Below are 14,608 nucleotides of genomic sequence, written 5' to 3'. Positions count from 1 at the left end.
CTACCGCGCGAGGGCCGGCGCCACGGCCGGCTCCATCGCCAGGTCTTCCTGGATGAGGCGCGTGGTGATTCGCGCGCCCTCGTAGATCACCGGCAGGCCGGAGCCCGGATGCGTGCCGCCGCCGACGAGGTAGAGGCCCTCGGTGTCGTTGAAGCGGTTGCGCGGCCGGAAGCTCAGCATCTGCAGGAGATCGTGGCTGAGGTTGAAGGTGGCGCCGAAGCCCACCGCGAACTCGTCCTGCCAGCCCTGCGGCGAGACGATGCGCTCGTAGCGGATGCGGCTCTCGATGTCCTCGACGCCCAGCACCTTGAGGCGGCCGATGGCGATGTCGCGGAAGCGCCTCTGCTCGGCCGCCCAGTCCGCCCCGTGGCGCAGGTTGGGCACCGGCACCAGCATGTAGAGCGCGCTGTGCCCCGGCGGCGCCATCCCCGGATCGGTGACCGTGGGGTTCTGGACGTAGAGGCTCGGCGCCTCCGGGATCACGCCCGTTTCGATCTGGCGGATGTTCTCCTGGTAGCTCTCGGAGAGCAGCACGTTGTGGTGCGCGAGCTGCGGCAGCGTCCCCTCCACGCCGAGGTAGAGCATGAAGGTGGAGCAGGAGTAGCGCGCCTTGGCGATCTTGCGGTCGGACCACGCCTTGCGGATGGAATCGGGCACGAGGCGCGGCACGGCGTGTGCGAAATCCCCGTTCAGCACCACCGCATCGGCCGCGTGGTGGCGGCCGCCCGCCTCCACGCCCACCGCGCGCCGGCCGGCGAAGGCGATGCGCTCCACGGGCGTGCCGAGGCGGAACTCCACGCCCAGCCGCTCGGCCACGCGGCGCATCGCCTCGCTGACCGCGCCGCAGCCGCCGATCGGGTGATAGACGCCGTATTCGTACTCCAGGAAGGAGAGGATGGTGAACATGGACGGGCATTTGAACGGCGACATGCCCAGGTATTTCGTCTGGAAGCTGAAGGCGAGCCGCACCCGCGGATCGCTGAAGTAGCGGCGCAGATCCTCGTCCACCTGCAGGTGCGGGCGAAGCTGCGGCAGGCTGAACAGCACATCCTTGCCCAGCATGCGCGCGGTGGTGCTGAAGGGCTTCTCCAGCACCGGGCGGAAGGCGTCCAGCTTCCAGCGATTGTCGGCCATGAAGCGCCGCACGCCGGCTGCATCCTGCGGCGCGAAGGCGGCGATGGCGGCCTCCATCCGGTCGAGATCGCCCGTCGCGTCCAGGGTGATGCTTGGCGAGCCCTCGAAGATGAGGCGGTATTGCGGGTCGAGCTGGACGAGCTCCACCTCCTCGTCCAGATCGGCGCCGCAGCTCGCGAACACCTCGCGGATGATGCGCGGGTAGAGGAAGAAGGTCGGGCCGAGGTCGAAGCGGTAGCCTTCCGGCGAGGTGAGGGTGCGGGTGCGGCCGCCCACCACATCGTCCTTCTCGAACACCGTGACGCGCGCGCCGCTCGCGGCGAGCAGCATGGCCGCCGCGAGCCCGCCCGGACCCGCGCCGATGATGGCGATGTTCGGCCGCTGGCGACGAAGCGCGGGGGCGGGAAGGGGTGCGTTCATGCCGTCGGTGCGATCTTTCGAACCATTCCAAGATGCTGCCTCGACCCGGCAGCGCAACCCCCCGCCCCGCGGGACGCGGCGTTTTCGTTACGCGATCAGCGCGAGCAGCTCCGCCGCCCCCGTGATCTCCGAGCAGCGGGCCTGGACTCTCGGCAGCAGCCGCGCGCGGTAGAAGGCGGCCAGGGGCGCGTAGCGCGCATCGAGCCGCGCCGCGCGGGCGAGCTGCGCCGCGCCGAGGAACCAGCCGCAGGCGTCGAGATAGGCGCTGGCCGAGGCCGCCGCCTCCTCCGGCGCGGCGGCGAGGATCCAGCGCGTCGCGCCCTCCAGCGCTTCCGCGGCCGGCGCGAGGCGCGGATCGGCCGCGGAGGCCGCGGCGAGCATCGCGCGCAGCGTCGCCCCCTGGTCGCGCGGCAGCTTGCGCGCCACGAGGTCGAGCGCCTGGATGCCGTTGGTGCCCTCGTAGATCGGCGCGATGCGCGCATCCCGCAGCACCTGCGCCGCGCCCGCATCCTCCACGAAGCCCATGCCGCCATGCACCTGCACGCCGAGCGAGGCGGCCTCCACGCCGCGATCGGTGCACCAGGCCTTCACGATTGGCGTGAGCAGCGCGAGCCGCGCCTCGGCCTGCGCATCGCCCGCGCGCGCGGCGTCGGCGGCCACGCAGGCCTCCATGGCGAGGAAGCGGCCGGCGAGGGTGGTGGCGCGCATCTCGGCCAGCATCCGCGCCACGTCGGGGTGGCGCGCGATGGGCCGCCCGCCCTGCACGCGCTCGGCCGCATAGCGTTCGGCGAGCCGCAGCGCCCGCGCGCCCGCCGCCACGCCCTCGATGCCCACCTGCAGCCGCGCGTTGTTCATCATGGCGAACATGGCGGGAAGGCCGCGATGCGCCTCGCCGATCAGCTCCGCCTCGGCGCCCTCGAAGAGCATCACGCAGGTGGGCGAGGCGTGGATGCCGAGCTTCTTCTCGATGCCGCCGCAGCGCAGCGCGTTGGCCGAGCCGTCCGCGCGCCGCTTCGGGCAGGCGAAGAGCGAGATGCCGCGCGAGCCCGCGGGCGCATCGGGCAGCCGGGCGAGAACGAGGTGCAGCGTGTTCTCGCTGAGATCGTTCTCGCCATAGGTGATGTAGATCTTCTGCCCGTGCAGCGCGTAGCGCCCCTCGCCCAGCGGCTCGGCGCGGGTGCGGATGGCGCCGAGATCGCTGCCCGCCTGCGGCTCGGTCAGGCACATGGTGCCGTTCCACGCGCCGCTGACGAGCGGCGGCAGAAGCCGCGCGGCCTGGTCGGGGCTCGCGTGCTTCTCGAGCAGCTCGATCGCGCCCCAGGTCAGGGTCGGGCAGAGGCTGAAGGCGTGGTCGGCGGTGGTGAGCAGCTCCTTCAGCGCGGCGGCGAGCGCGAAGGGCAGCCCCTGCCCGCCATGCGCCGGATCGGCCGGCAGGCCCTGCCAGCCGCCCTCGATCCATTGCGCGTAGAGCGCGCGATAGGCGGGCGGGCACTGCACCGCGCCCGCCTCGAAGCGCGCGCCCAGACGATCCGCCTCCAGCCGGCCGGGCTCCACCCTCTCCTCGGCGAAGCGGCGCATCTCCTCGATCAGCGCGGCGACATCCTCGGCGGCCAGCGCCTCGCCCGGCAGCGGGTGCAGCCGGGTGAGGGCGAAGACGAGATCCTCGCTCTGCGTCGTGCTCATGCGGCCTGCCCCTCCCTTCCCGCGGCCCAGGCGGAGAGCGCCGCCGGGTCCTCGTGATGCGCGATGGCGCGCGCGAGCCGCAGGCCCAGCAGCGCGCCGAATTTGAAGCCGTGGCCGGAGAAGCCGCTCATCACCCAGGCGGCATCGGCCAGCGGTGCAATGACGAAGCGTTCCTCCGGCTCCACGTCGTAGAAGCAGTTGGCGGCGCCGAGGAAGCCGAAGCCCTCGAGGCCCGGGATGCGCCGCCGGGCGAGGGCGAGGATGCGCTCCACCTCGCGCGGGTCGGCCTCGCGGTCGGGCTCGTCGGGGTCGCCCTGGCGGGAGAAGCTGTGGTCGCCGATCTTGAGCGGCGTGCCCGCCACGGGGGGCACGAGGTAGAACCCGCCCGCCTCGGCGAGGTCGAGCAGCATGGGCGCGCGCTCCCAGGCGGGCAGCGCCTCGGGCGGCGGCATCAGCCGCACCACCACCTGGCGCGAGGGAACGACGCGCGCGCCCAGCACCTCGGGCAGCAGCTTCGGCGCCCAGGGCCCGGCGGCGACCACCAGCACATCGGCCGCGCGCGTCGCGCCGTTCTCCAGGCGCAGGGCGCGGCGCGGCGCGTCCACCGCGACCGCGCGCGCCTGCTCGAAGGTGACGCCGAGCGCGCGCAGATGCGCCGCCAGCCGCTCGACGATGCGCCCCGCGAGCAGCACGCCGCCCAGCGGGCAGAAAAAGGCGTCGCGGATGTGCGCGCCGGAGAGGAAGGGGAAGCGCGCGGCGACACCCTCCGACTGCAAATCCTCGAGCGGAAGGCCCTGCGCGCGCAGGGCGGCGCGGCTGTCCGGCACCCAGGCGCCGCCCGTGTCGTCCAGGGCGAGGATGCCCGTGGGGATGTGCAGCGTCTCGCCGAGCGCGCGCCAGAGCTCCCCCCAGGCCGCATAGGCCTCGTCCACCATCCGCATGTAGCCGCGCAGCGCGCCGTAGGGGTGGCGGATCAGCCGGTGATGGTCCACCGAGCTGCCGCGGGGGTTGGGCGGGGCGGCCTGGTCGATCACATGCACGTCGAAGCCCTCGCGCCGCAGGCCCCAGGCGGTGCTGAGGCCCATGATGCCGGCGCCGAGGACAAGGGCGGTGGGGCGATTCTCCATGCGGCGCAGACTAGGCGAGGCGCGCCGCGGATGCACGCCGGGCGATCAGCGCCCCTGCCAGACGGCGGGGCGGCGGGCGAGGAAGGCCTCCACCCCCTCCTGGAAGTCGCGGCTGGTGAAGCACATGGCCACCAGGTCGTCGCCCTGGACGGCGCGCAGCGGCGCGCGCAGGCGCTTCAGCGCCATCTTCGTCGCGCGCAGGGTGAGCGGCGCGTGGCCCGCCACGGTGGCGGCCAGCTCCGCCGCGCGCGCCTGCAGCGCCGCATGGTCGGGCAGCACCTCCGACAGCAGCCCCGCGGCCTTCATCTCCTCCGCCTCCATCAGACGCGCGGTGAAGATGAGGTCCGCCACGCGGGCGGGGCCGAGCAGCGCGACCAGCCGCGCGTGGTTCGCCATGGAGAGCGTGTTGCCCAGCGTCTTCGCGATGGGGAAGCCGAAGCGCGCATTGGCCGCGCCGAGGCGCAGGTCGCACACCGCGGCGATGGCCGCGCCCCCGCCCGTGCAGGCGCCGGCGATGGCGGCGATGGTGGGTTTCGGGCAGTCCTCCAGCGCGCTCAGCACGCGGTCTATCCGCGCCTCGTAGGCCAGCGCGTCCTCGGCGCTGCGGAAGCTCGTGAACTGGGAGATGTCGGTGCCCGCGGCGAAGGCCTTCTCGCCCGCGCCGGTGATGACGATGGCCTTCACCGCCTCGTCCGCGCCCGCCTCGGCGGCGAGCGTCGCGAGCCCCTCGTACATCGGGAAGGTCAGCGCGTTGCGCGCCTGCGGCCGGTTCAGGGTGACGAAGACGATCCCCTCGCGGCGCTCGATCAGCAGCTCGTCGGACATGGTGCGGCTCCTCCAGGGGCGCGGAGGGTTGCAGCCTTCCGCCCGCGGTGGAAGATGCGGGCCTCTCGCTCGGGGACACTCCGCCATGATGCCGCTCGCCCGCTTCACCGTGCTCGACCTCACGCGCGTCCGCTCGGGGCCCACCTGCGTGCGCCAGCTCGCCGACTGGGGCGCCAACGTCATCAAGATCGAGGCGACCGACGAGGTGGACACCGGCAAGGGGCTGGGCGGCGAGCGCCACGGGCCCGACTTCCAGCTCGTGCACCGCAACAAGCGCGCGATGACGCTGAACCTGAAGAGCGAGGAGGGCCGCGCCGCCTTCCACCGCATGGTGAGGCGGGCCGATGTGGTGGTCGAGAACTACCGCCCCGACGTGAAGCACCGGCTGGGCGTGGACTACGAGAGCCTCTGCGCCATCAACCCGCGCATCGTGCTCGGCTCCATCTCCGGTTTCGGGCAGACGGGCCCCTATGCGAAGCGGCCGGGCTTCGACCAGATCGCGCAGGGCATGGGCGGGCTGATGAGCGTGACCGGCCTGCCCGGCCAGGGGCCGGTGCGCGCGGGCATTCCGGTGGCGGACCTGACGGCCGGGCTCTATTGCGCCATCGGCATCCTGGTGGCGCTGCTCGAGCGCGAGGCCACGGGCAGGGGCCGCTGGGTGCACACCTCGCTGCTCGAGGCGATGGTGGCGATGATGGATTTCCAGGCCACGCGCTGGCTGATGAAGGGCGAGGTGCCGCAGCAGGCGGGCAACGACCACCCCACCACCATCCCCACCGGCCTGTTCCGCACCAGCGACGGCGTGGTGAACATCGCCGGCGGTGGCGGCGAGATGTGGAAGCGCATCATCGGCGTGCTCGGCCTCGAGGAGGAGGCGAAGGACCCCGACATGGCGACCGACGCGCTGCGCTCGAAGAACCGGGCCAAGGTCAACGCCATGCTGCAGGCGAAGCTCGAGACGCGCCCGACCGCCGAATGGGTCGCCGCCTTCAACGCCGCGGGCGTGCCCTGCGGGCCCGTCTATTCCATGGACCAGGTCTTCGCCGACGAGCAGGTGAAGCATCTCGGCCTGGCCATGCCCGTGCAGCACCCGCTGCTGGGCGAGATCCGGCTCGTGCGCGCGCCCATGCAGATCGAGGGCGTGGCCTGCGCGCGCAACCCCACGCCCGAGCGCGGCCAGCACACGGAGGAGGTGCTGCGCGAATTCGGCTTCAGCGAGGACGAGATCGCCGCGCTGCGCGCGAAGAAGGCGGTCTGAGGCGATGAAGGTCACCTCCATCCGCCAGGCGGTGGCGCCGATCGGCAGCGCCATCGCCAACGCCTACATCGACTTCTCGAAGATGACGGCGAGCGTCGTCGCCGTCACGGTGGAGAGCGGCGACGGGCGCAGCGCCACCGGCTACGGCTTCAACTCCAACGGCCGCTACGCGCAGGAGGGGCTGCTGCGCGAGCGCTTCATCCCGCGCCTCGCGGAGTCGGGCGAACTGCCTGCGCACCCGGATGGCGGGTTCGACCCCTTCCCCGCCTGGGCCGCCATGATGAAGAACGAGAAGCCCGGCGGCCATGGCGAGCGCAGCGTGGCCGTGGGCGTGCTCGACATGGCGCTGTGGGATGCGGCGGCGAAGCTCGCCGGGCTGCCGCTGTGGAAGCTGCTGGCCGACCGCTACAACCAGGGCCGCGCGGACGAGAGCGCCTGGATCTACGCCGCAGGCGGCTACTACTTCCCCGGCAAGGACGTGGAGGCGCTGGTCGAGGAGATGAAGCGCTACCTCGGCCTCGGCTACACGGTGGTGAAGATGAAGATCGGCGGCAGCCCGGGGATGCCGCTGCGCGAGGCGCTGCTGCTCGACCTCAAGCGCATCGAGGCGGTGCTGAAGCTGCTCGACGGCGCGGGGCACCGGCTCTGCGTGGACGTGAACGGGCGCTTCGGCCTGCACGCGGCGCTGAGCTATGGCAACGCGATCCAGGGCTTCGGCCTGCGCTGGTACGAGGAGCCGCTCGACCCGCTGGACTACGCGACCCACGCCACGCTCGCCGAGCACTACGCCCCGCCCATCGCCACGGGCGAGAACCTGTTCTCCATGCAGGATGCGCGCAACCTGATCCGCCATGGCGGGCTGCGGCCGGACCGCGACGTGCTGCAGTTCGACCCCGCGCTCTCCTACGGGCTGGTGGAATATCTCCGCACCCTCGCGATGCTGCGCGAGCATGGCTGGAGCCCGCGCCGCTGCGTGCCGCATGGCGGGCACCAGTTCGCGCTGAACATCGCGGTGGGCCTCGGGCTCGGCGGCAATGAGAGCTACCCCGAGGTCTTCGCGCCCTTCGGCGGCTTCGCCGACAGCACGCCCGTGGAGAACGGGCGCATCCGCATGCCCGACATCCCCGGCATCGGCTTCGAGGCGAAGAACGATCTCTGGGCGGTGCTGCAGGCGCTGTAGCGCTTCAGCTCACGTCCATCTGCAGCCCCTCGCGCTGGATCACGCCGCGCCACTTCGCGATCTCGGCCTGCACGAAGCGGCCGAAATCCTCCGGGCTTCCCGGCATGGGCACGCCGCCCATCTGGGCGAAGCGCGCGCGCGTCTCCTCCATGTTGAGCAGCGTGTTGATCTCGGCGTTGAGCACGCGCAGCGCGGCCGCGGGAATCCCGGCCGCGGCGAACATGCCGAACCAGGTGTTCACCTCGTAGTGCGCAAGCTCGGGCATCGTCTCGCGCATCGGCGGCAGCTCGGGCATCTGCGCGTTGCGGTCCGCGCTCGTCACCGCCAGCGCGCGCACCTGGCCGGCGCGGATCTGCTGCACCGAGGTGGTGAGGTTATCGAAGCTGAACTGCACATTGCCCGCGATCAGGTCCTGCATCAGCGGGCCGGCGCCGCGATAGGGCACATGCGTCGCCTGGGTGCCGGTGAGCTGCGTGAACCACACCCCCGAGAGATGCGGCGACTGCCCCACGCCCGAACTGCCATAGGCGAGCCGCCCCGGGTTCTGCTTCAGATGCGCCACGAACTCCGGCACGCTCCGCGCCGGCACGCTCGGGTGCAGCAGCAGCACATTGGGGCCACGGATCATGTTGCCCACGGGCTGCAGGCTCTCGGGCCGGTACTGCAGGTTGCGGAACAGGGAATAGGCGATGCTCTGCGGCCCGATATTGCCGGAGAGCAGCGTGTGGCCATCCGCCGGCGCGCGCAGCACCTCCATGGTGCCGATGGTGCCGCCGCCGCCCGAGCGGTTGTCCACCACCACGTTCGCGCCCAGGCGCTGCTGCAGGTGCTGGGCGAGGAGGCGCGCCATGATGTCGGTCGTGCCGGCGGGCGCGGCCGGAACCACGATGCGCATGGGCTGGCTGGGGCGCCACTCGGCCTGGGCGAGGGCGGGGGCAGCGAGCAGCGCGCCCGGCAGGGCGAGCGCGGCGCGGCGGTGAAGGGCCATGACGTGTTCCTCCGGTTATCGGTTTCCGGGCAGCATCGCGCCGAAACGGGCCGGACGGAAGCCCGCAGGCACCTTGCCGCCGCGCCCCGCCCATGCTGCCCTGCCCCGGCGGAGATTCGGGCGGAGCGAGCCGACATGCCGGACAGCGGCCTCACCAACAGCGCCATCATCAACGCCTATATGGCGCGCACGCCGGGCAGCGCCGCGCTGCACCGCGAGGCGCTCGGCAGCCTGCCCTCGGGCATCGCGCATGACAGCCGCTGGCTGAAGCCCTGGCCGCTCTACGTCGAGCGCGGCGAGGGCGCCTGGAAGTGGGACGTGGACGGAAACCGGCTGGTGGACCTCTTCGGCGGCCACGGCTCGCACCTGCTCGGCCACTGCCCGCCCGCGGTGGTGGAGGCGACCATCGCCCAGATGCGCAAGGGCAGCCAGTTCGGCGCGGGCCATGCGCTGGAGGTGGAGTGGGCGCGGCTGATCCAGGAGCTGGTGCCCTGCGCCGAGCGGGTGCGCTTCACCGCCTCCGGCACCGAGGCCACGCACATGGCCATCCGGCTCGCGCGCGCCTTCACCGGGCGGCGCAAGATCCTGCGCTTCCACCGCCACTATCACGGCTGGCACGACGCGATGGCCTTCGGCGTGGACAACCACTTCGACGGCACGCCCACGCCCGGCGTTCCCGAGGCGGTGGCCGAGGGCGTGCGCCTTCTGCCGCCCAACGACATCGCGGCCGTGGCGGCGCTGTTCGAGAGCGACCCCGACTTCGCGGCGGTGATCCTGGAGCCCATCGGCGCCACCACCGGCCTCGTCCCCATTCCGGGCGCCTTCCTTCGCGCGCTGAGCGAGCTGACGCGCGCGCATGGCGTGCTGCTCATCATGGACGAGGTGGTGACGGGCTTCCGCCTCGCCCCCGGCGGCGCGCAGCAGGCGCGCGGCGTGACGGCCGATCTCTGCACCCTCGCCAAGATCGTGGCCGGCGGCATGCCCGGCGGCGCGGTGGCCGGCCGCGCCGACATCCTCGAGGCGCTGGATTTCGAGATCGCCGCCCGCAAGGGCCGCGAGAAGATCAAGCACCCGGGCACCTACAACGCCAACCCGGTCTCGGCCGCGGCGGGCATCGCCATGCTCAAGGCCGTGCGCGACGAGGACGCCTGCGGCCGCGCCAACAAGGCGGGGGAGGCGATGCGCGCGGCGCTGAACGCCGTGCTGGCCGAGGAGCGCATGCCCTGGGCCGTCTATGGCGAGTTCAGCTTCTTCTTCCTCTACACCAACCCGCGGAACCTGCCGGTGGACCCGCTCGCCTTCGACGCCTTCGCCCTGCCGCCGGAGGCCTTCGCGCCCGATCCGCGCAAGTCGCTGCAGCAGAAGCTCCACCTCGGCATGATCGTGAACGGGGTGGACCCGATGGGCCATCGCGGCGGCATCCTCTCCGCCGCGCATGACGAGGCGAGCATCGCCGCCACCGCCGAGGCGCTGCGCGCCACGATCCGCGCGCTGAAGGCGGAGGGCGAGGTCTGATCAAACCGGCCCCTTGCCCTCGCGCTACTGCAGGCGGATGTTGCGCGCGCGGATCACCTCGCGCCACTTCGCGTTCTCGGCGGCGAAATAGGCCGGCCACTCCTCGGGCGTGCCCACGGTCGGCACGACGGCCAGCGCGGCAAGGCGCTCGCGCGTCTCGGGCGCTTCCATCGCCGCGCGCGCCAGCGCGTGCATGCGCCGCCCGATGGCCTCCGGCAGCCCGGCCGGCGCCTGGAGGGCGATGTGCTCCGTCACCAGCACGCCGGGGAAGCCCTGCTCGGCGAAGGTGGGCACATCGGGCATCAGCGGGCTGCGCTGCTCGGACGCCACGCCGAGCGCGCGCAGCGCGCCCGCGCGCACATGGGGCAGCACGCCCGAGGCCGCCTGGAACACCATCGGCGTCTCGTTCGCCAGCACGGCCTGCACGGCCGGCCCGCCGCCGCGATAGCCGATGTCGGGGATCTCGAGCCCGGCCTCGCGCAGGAAGAGTTCCGTGGCGAGGTGGGTGGAGGAGCCGGTGCCCGAGTTCGCGTAGGTGAGCCGATGCCCGGGCGCGCGCGCCATGGCCACGAACTCGGCCAGGCTGCGGGCGGGAAAGGCCGCGTTCACCACCATCACGATGGGCATGGAGGCGAGCAGGCCGAGCCCCGTGAAGTCCCGCTCATTGTCGTAGGGCAGCGCCATCAGGTGCGGGGCCATGGCGTAGGTGCTGACGGTGCTGACGAGGAAGGTGTAGCCGTCCGGCCGCGCCCGCGCGACCGACTGGAAGCCGATGGTGCCGTTGGCCCCCGTGCGGTTGTCCACCACGAAGCTGCGCCCCGTGTCCTGCGAAAGGCGCTGGGCGAGGATGCGCGCCACGGCATCCGTGCTGCCGCCCGCCGCCCATGGCACGACGAGGGTGACGGCGCGCGCCGGCCATTCCTGCTGCGCGAGGGCGGGGGTGGCGGCCAGGGCAAGGCCGGCCGCGCCCAGGCCGCGGCGGGTGATGCTCATGCTCGTTTCCTCCATGCGGTATCGGGTCAGTGACGCCAGGCGATGCTCTCGGGGGGGCCGGCGGTGGGGTCGGCCTCGATCATCTCGCCGTTCATCACGGACTGGCCCGTGAAGGCCAGGATGAACCCCCAGTGGGAGACGACGAGGGTGTGCGCCCAATCCTGAAGCGCCGCCATCTCGGCGCGGAACAGGGCGGCGCGGGCCAGCACCTGCTCCTCCGGTTCCTCCACCGCGGGCCACCAGACCTCCTCGATGGCGTGGAACCCCACCTCCGGCCAGTCGCGCCGCAAATGGCTGACCGGGGTGCCGATGTCGCAGGAGAAGGCGTAGCGCTCGCGCACCGTGGGCGTGACGGTCAGCGGCAGGCCGAGCGCGCGGGCCACCGGCGCGGCCGTCTGCAGCGCGCGGGTGTAGGGCGAGACGATGATGCGCCTTATGTCCCGCCCGCGCAGGGCCATGGCCGCCGCCTCGGCCTGCTGGTGGCCGAGCGGGGTGAGCTTCGGGTCGGCGATGCCGGGATCCTTTCGCGTCTGCGTGAACAGAAGGTTGAACTCGCTCTGTCCGTGGCGGAGGAAGATCATGGGCGTGCCGGATCCTGCGACGATGCGGCGTGATGTGCCGCGCGCCCGGCGGCCGGGCAAGACCGCCCATGACATTGCGAAAACGCCACATGGCGCCTAAATGCCAGGGTGACCGGAGGGCGCGATGCAGGGCGGTTTCCCGATTGATCTGATCCTCTTCGCCATGGTGGCGGCGTTCCTGGTGCTGCGCCTGCGCAGCGTTCTGGGCAAGCGCACCGGCTTCGAGCGCCCGCCGCAGCCCCATGGCGCGGCGGAGGGCCCGACCGCGCGCGCCGAGGGCGTGCGCGAGGAGATCATGCCCGCCCGCCGCGGCGGTGCGCGCCGCATCATCCCCGATTTCCGCAGCCCCGTGGGCCAGGCGCTGGGCCGCATCAGCGGCGCCGATCGCGGCTTCGACCCGAACGGCTTCCTGGACGGGGCCGAGGGCGCCTTCCGCATGATCGTCACCGCCTTCGCCCAGGGCGACCGGCAGACGCTGCGCGCCCTGCTCTCCGACGAGACCTATGGCGGCTTCGAGCAGGCCATCGCCCAGCGCGAGCAGGCGGGCGAGACGCAGCGGACCGAAATCCGCTCCATGCACGAGATGGCGATCGAGGGCGCGGATTTGCGCGGCCCGATCGCCGAGATCACCGTGCGCTTCGTCTCCGACCAGGTGAACATGACCACGGGCCGGAACGGCGAGATCATCGCCGGCTCGGACGCCATCACCGAAGTGATCGACATCTGGACCTTCCAGCGCGACGTGACCAGCGCCGACCCGGCCTGGCGCCTGGTGGCGACCCGCTCGGGCTGATCCGCCCGGCTTCTCGGGCGAGGGGGGCGGGGAGGGCGCAGTCCCGCCCCGCCCTCGCGCCCCTCAACCCAGGCTGATCTGCGTGTAGTCCTGGAACCAGTTGCGCGCCTGCACGAAGCCCCGCGCGCGCGGACTCAGCGCGCGCGGGTTCAGGTCATGCACCACCATGAGCAGCGCCGCCTCCTCCACCAGGATCTCGTGCAGGCGGGCCATGGCGCGATCCTGCTCCGCCTGGTCGAAGCTGTTGCGCACCACGCGGAGCTGCGCGTTCACCGCGGGCGAGTTGTAGTGCCCCCAGTTGATGCCGCGCGGCGGCGCCAGCTCGCCGTCATAGATGTACCAGCCCGTGTTCGGCTCCATGGAGGGGATTGCGATGTTGAGCGCATGCCCGCCCCGCGAGGAAGGATCGCGCGCGCCGGCGCGCAGCATGTTGATGGAGGTCGCGAAGTCCACCGGCTGGAAGGTCACGTCGAAGAAGGCCTCGCGCAGCCCGGCCTGCATCGCCTCGTTCATCGGCTGCGGCACCATCTGCCCGCCGCCCGAGACGGGCATGATGCAGTTGATGGCGCAGCGGCGCGTGGCGCTGTAGCCCGCCTCGGTCATCAGCCGCCGCGCCTCCGCCGGGTCATGGCGCAGGCGGAAGGAGGGGTTGCCGAACCACGGGTGATCGGGCGGCACCTTCCCGCGGGCGGCGAGCGCCGCCCCCGAGAGCAGCGCGACCATCCCCTCGCGGTCGATGGCGAGGTTCGCGGCCTGGCGCACGCGCACATCCGCGAAGGGCGAGCCCTCCGTCACGTTCAGCCGCCAGGCCCAGATGTGCGGGTAGGCGTTCTGGACGATCTGGAAGCGCGCCGCGCGCAGCGAGGGGATGGCGTCGGGCGGCAGGGATTCCACCACATCCACCTGGCCCGAGCGCAGCGCGGCCACGCGCGCGGAACTGTCGGGGATGGGCAGCAGCGCGGTGCGCGGCGCCTTGGGGATGCGGCGCGGGTTCCAGTAGGCCGTGTTCGCCTCCAGCTCGGCCCGCTGGCGCGGCGTGACGGAGGCCACGCGATAGGGCCCCGTGCCCGAGGGGTTCAGCGCGAAGCGCGCCCAGTCGCCGCCCAGCGCCTGCCAGTGCGTGGGCGAGGCGAACCAGATGAAAGCGAGCTGGTAGGGAAAGGTCGCGTCCACCTCGCGCGTGGTGACGGCGATGGTGTGCGCGTCGATCTTCTCGTAGCTGCCGACGGAGGTGAGGCGCCCGCGCACGAGCGCCGAGCGCGTGGGCTCGAACTGCGGCGCCTGCTGGTTGAAGATCGCGTCGAAGTTCCAGATCGCGGCGTCCGCGTCGAAGGGCGAGCCGTCATGGAAGCGGACCCCCTGCCGCAGGGTGACGATCCAGCGGCGCCGGTCGCCCTCGTCCACGCGCCAGGCGGTGGCGAGCGCGGGCTCGATGCCCGAGGCGCGGTCGGCGCTGGAGAGATCCCACTGAGCCAGCGCGTCATAGACGAAATAGGCGCCGAAGCGCACGCCCTCGAAGCCGGCCTCCGGCCCGCCCCACAGGCGGGGCACATCGCCGATGGACATGGCGATGCGCAGCGGCTGGGCGGCCTGCGCCTCGGCCTCGCTGGGGCCGAGGGCGGCGAGGAGGGCGGGTGCGGCGAGCAGGGAGCGGCGGGGCAGCATGGGCGATCCTCCGGCAGCGGATGACGGAGCCTTCATGCGGCGCAGGAGCGGGGCCGTGGAACGCGGAAAAGCGGGGCGGAACGGGGCCGGGCCGCGCCCATCGCCCGCGCGGCGGGCAGAGGCGCGCCGCACCGCCTCACGCCTGGGCAGCGCGCCGCATAAACCCCGACTCCGCCGAACTCAGCTTGCGGCGACGCGGGGTGTGCTGATTCGCTCTGTTCATGTCTGGCGCTGTGCTGACCCCTGAGGACCGGGCCTATTTCCTTTCGGCGATGCGCCGGCAGGGGAACAGCGCGGTGCACCGGCGGATGAACGCGCTTCTGCTGCTGGATGATGGCTGGACGGCGGAGCGTGTGGCCGAAGCCCTGTTCATCGACGCCGAGACGGTGCGCGCGCACCGCCGGCTCTATGCGGCCGGCGGTCGGGCCGGCGTGGAGCGGCTGGCC

The 14,608-nt window shown here is 72.5% G+C and carries 13 protein-coding genes; 5 read left to right on the top strand and 8 right to left on the bottom strand.

What is annotated here, in order from left to right; translation table 11 throughout:
* The 4 genes from crtI to H596_RS0116315 form a co-directional block, all read right to left on the bottom strand.
* The gene (gene crtI, locus H596_RS0116330) at window positions 1-1,554 is read right to left on the bottom strand and encodes a phytoene desaturase family protein (RefSeq protein WP_027285798.1); all 1,554 of its coding nucleotides are present in this window, start codon (window positions 1,552-1,554) and stop codon (window positions 1-3) included.
* Window positions 1,555-1,641: 87 nt separating this feature from the next.
* The gene (locus tag H596_RS22040) at window positions 1,642-3,237 is read right to left on the bottom strand and encodes an acyl-CoA dehydrogenase family protein (protein WP_051213265.1); all 1,596 of its coding nucleotides are present in this window, start codon (window positions 3,235-3,237) and stop codon (window positions 1,642-1,644) included.
* Window positions 3,234-4,364 (bottom strand): NAD(P)/FAD-dependent oxidoreductase, encoded by a 1,131-nt coding sequence (locus tag H596_RS0116320; RefSeq protein WP_037301806.1) that lies wholly within the window; start codon window positions 4,362-4,364, stop codon window positions 3,234-3,236. The genes H596_RS22040 and H596_RS0116320 overlap by 4 nt, the downstream gene beginning before the upstream one ends.
* Before the next feature lie 45 nt (window positions 4,365-4,409).
* Complete coding sequence (locus H596_RS0116315; RefSeq protein WP_027285796.1) at window positions 4,410-5,189, bottom strand: enoyl-CoA hydratase; 780 nt, start codon at window positions 5,187-5,189, stop codon at window positions 4,410-4,412.
* Window positions 5,190-5,274: 85 nt separating this feature from the next.
* On the opposite strand from H596_RS0116315, the gene H596_RS0116310 reads away from it, so the two are divergent.
* Together H596_RS0116310 and H596_RS0116305 are read left to right on the top strand one after the other, a co-directional pair.
* On the top strand, window positions 5,275-6,447 hold the full coding sequence (locus tag H596_RS0116310; protein WP_156910162.1) for a CaiB/BaiF CoA transferase family protein: 1,173 nt from the start codon (window positions 5,275-5,277) through the stop codon (window positions 6,445-6,447).
* Between the two features lie 4 nt (window positions 6,448-6,451).
* Complete coding sequence (locus tag H596_RS0116305; RefSeq protein ID WP_027285794.1) at window positions 6,452-7,627, top strand: enolase C-terminal domain-like protein; 1,176 nt, start codon at window positions 6,452-6,454, stop codon at window positions 7,625-7,627.
* 4 nt (window positions 7,628-7,631) lie between these two features.
* Here H596_RS0116305 and H596_RS0116300 read toward each other — a convergent pair whose 3' ends face one another.
* Window positions 7,632-8,615 (bottom strand): Bug family tripartite tricarboxylate transporter substrate binding protein, encoded by a 984-nt coding sequence (locus H596_RS0116300; RefSeq protein WP_027285793.1) that lies wholly within the window; start codon window positions 8,613-8,615, stop codon window positions 7,632-7,634.
* 135 nt (window positions 8,616-8,750) lie between these two features.
* Here H596_RS0116300 and H596_RS0116295 point away from each other — a divergent pair, with 135 nt between their 5' ends.
* Window positions 8,751-10,130, top strand: coding sequence for an aspartate aminotransferase family protein (locus tag H596_RS0116295; protein ID WP_027285792.1), 1,380 nt, complete (start codon window positions 8,751-8,753; stop codon window positions 10,128-10,130).
* 24 nt (window positions 10,131-10,154) lie between these two features.
* Here the strand turns inward: H596_RS0116295 and H596_RS0116290 are convergent, their stop codons facing one another.
* Both H596_RS0116290 and H596_RS0116285 read right to left on the bottom strand, forming a co-directional pair.
* The gene (locus H596_RS0116290) at window positions 10,155-11,123 is read right to left on the bottom strand and encodes a Bug family tripartite tricarboxylate transporter substrate binding protein (protein WP_027285791.1); all 969 of its coding nucleotides are present in this window, start codon (window positions 11,121-11,123) and stop codon (window positions 10,155-10,157) included.
* A 26-nt stretch (window positions 11,124-11,149) separates the two neighbouring features.
* Window positions 11,150-11,704 (bottom strand): histidine phosphatase family protein, encoded by a 555-nt coding sequence (locus H596_RS0116285; protein WP_027285790.1) that lies wholly within the window; start codon window positions 11,702-11,704, stop codon window positions 11,150-11,152.
* A 124-nt stretch (window positions 11,705-11,828) separates the two neighbouring features.
* On the opposite strand from H596_RS0116285, the gene H596_RS0116280 reads away from it, so the two are divergent.
* Window positions 11,829-12,497, top strand: a complete 669-nt coding sequence (locus H596_RS0116280; protein ID WP_027285789.1) for a Tim44/TimA family putative adaptor protein — start codon at window positions 11,829-11,831, stop codon at window positions 12,495-12,497.
* Window positions 12,498-12,560: 63 nt separating this feature from the next.
* Here H596_RS0116280 and H596_RS0116275 read toward each other — a convergent pair whose 3' ends face one another.
* Window positions 12,561-14,162 (bottom strand): ABC transporter substrate-binding protein, encoded by a 1,602-nt coding sequence (locus H596_RS0116275; protein WP_027285788.1) that lies wholly within the window; start codon window positions 14,160-14,162, stop codon window positions 12,561-12,563.
* 233 nt (window positions 14,163-14,395) lie between these two features.
* On the opposite strand from H596_RS0116275, the gene H596_RS23520 reads away from it, so the two are divergent.
* On the top strand, window positions 14,396-14,608 hold a 213-nt coding region (locus H596_RS23520), incomplete at its 3' end, for a helix-turn-helix domain-containing protein (RefSeq protein WP_169579883.1).

It is taken from the genome of Rubritepida flocculans DSM 14296 (assembly GCF_000425365.1).
GTDB lineage: Bacteria > Pseudomonadota > Alphaproteobacteria > Acetobacterales > Acetobacteraceae > Roseococcus > Roseococcus flocculans.
Note: the sequence above shows the minus strand (reverse complement) of the source record. Positions and strands in the feature narration are given on the sequence as shown.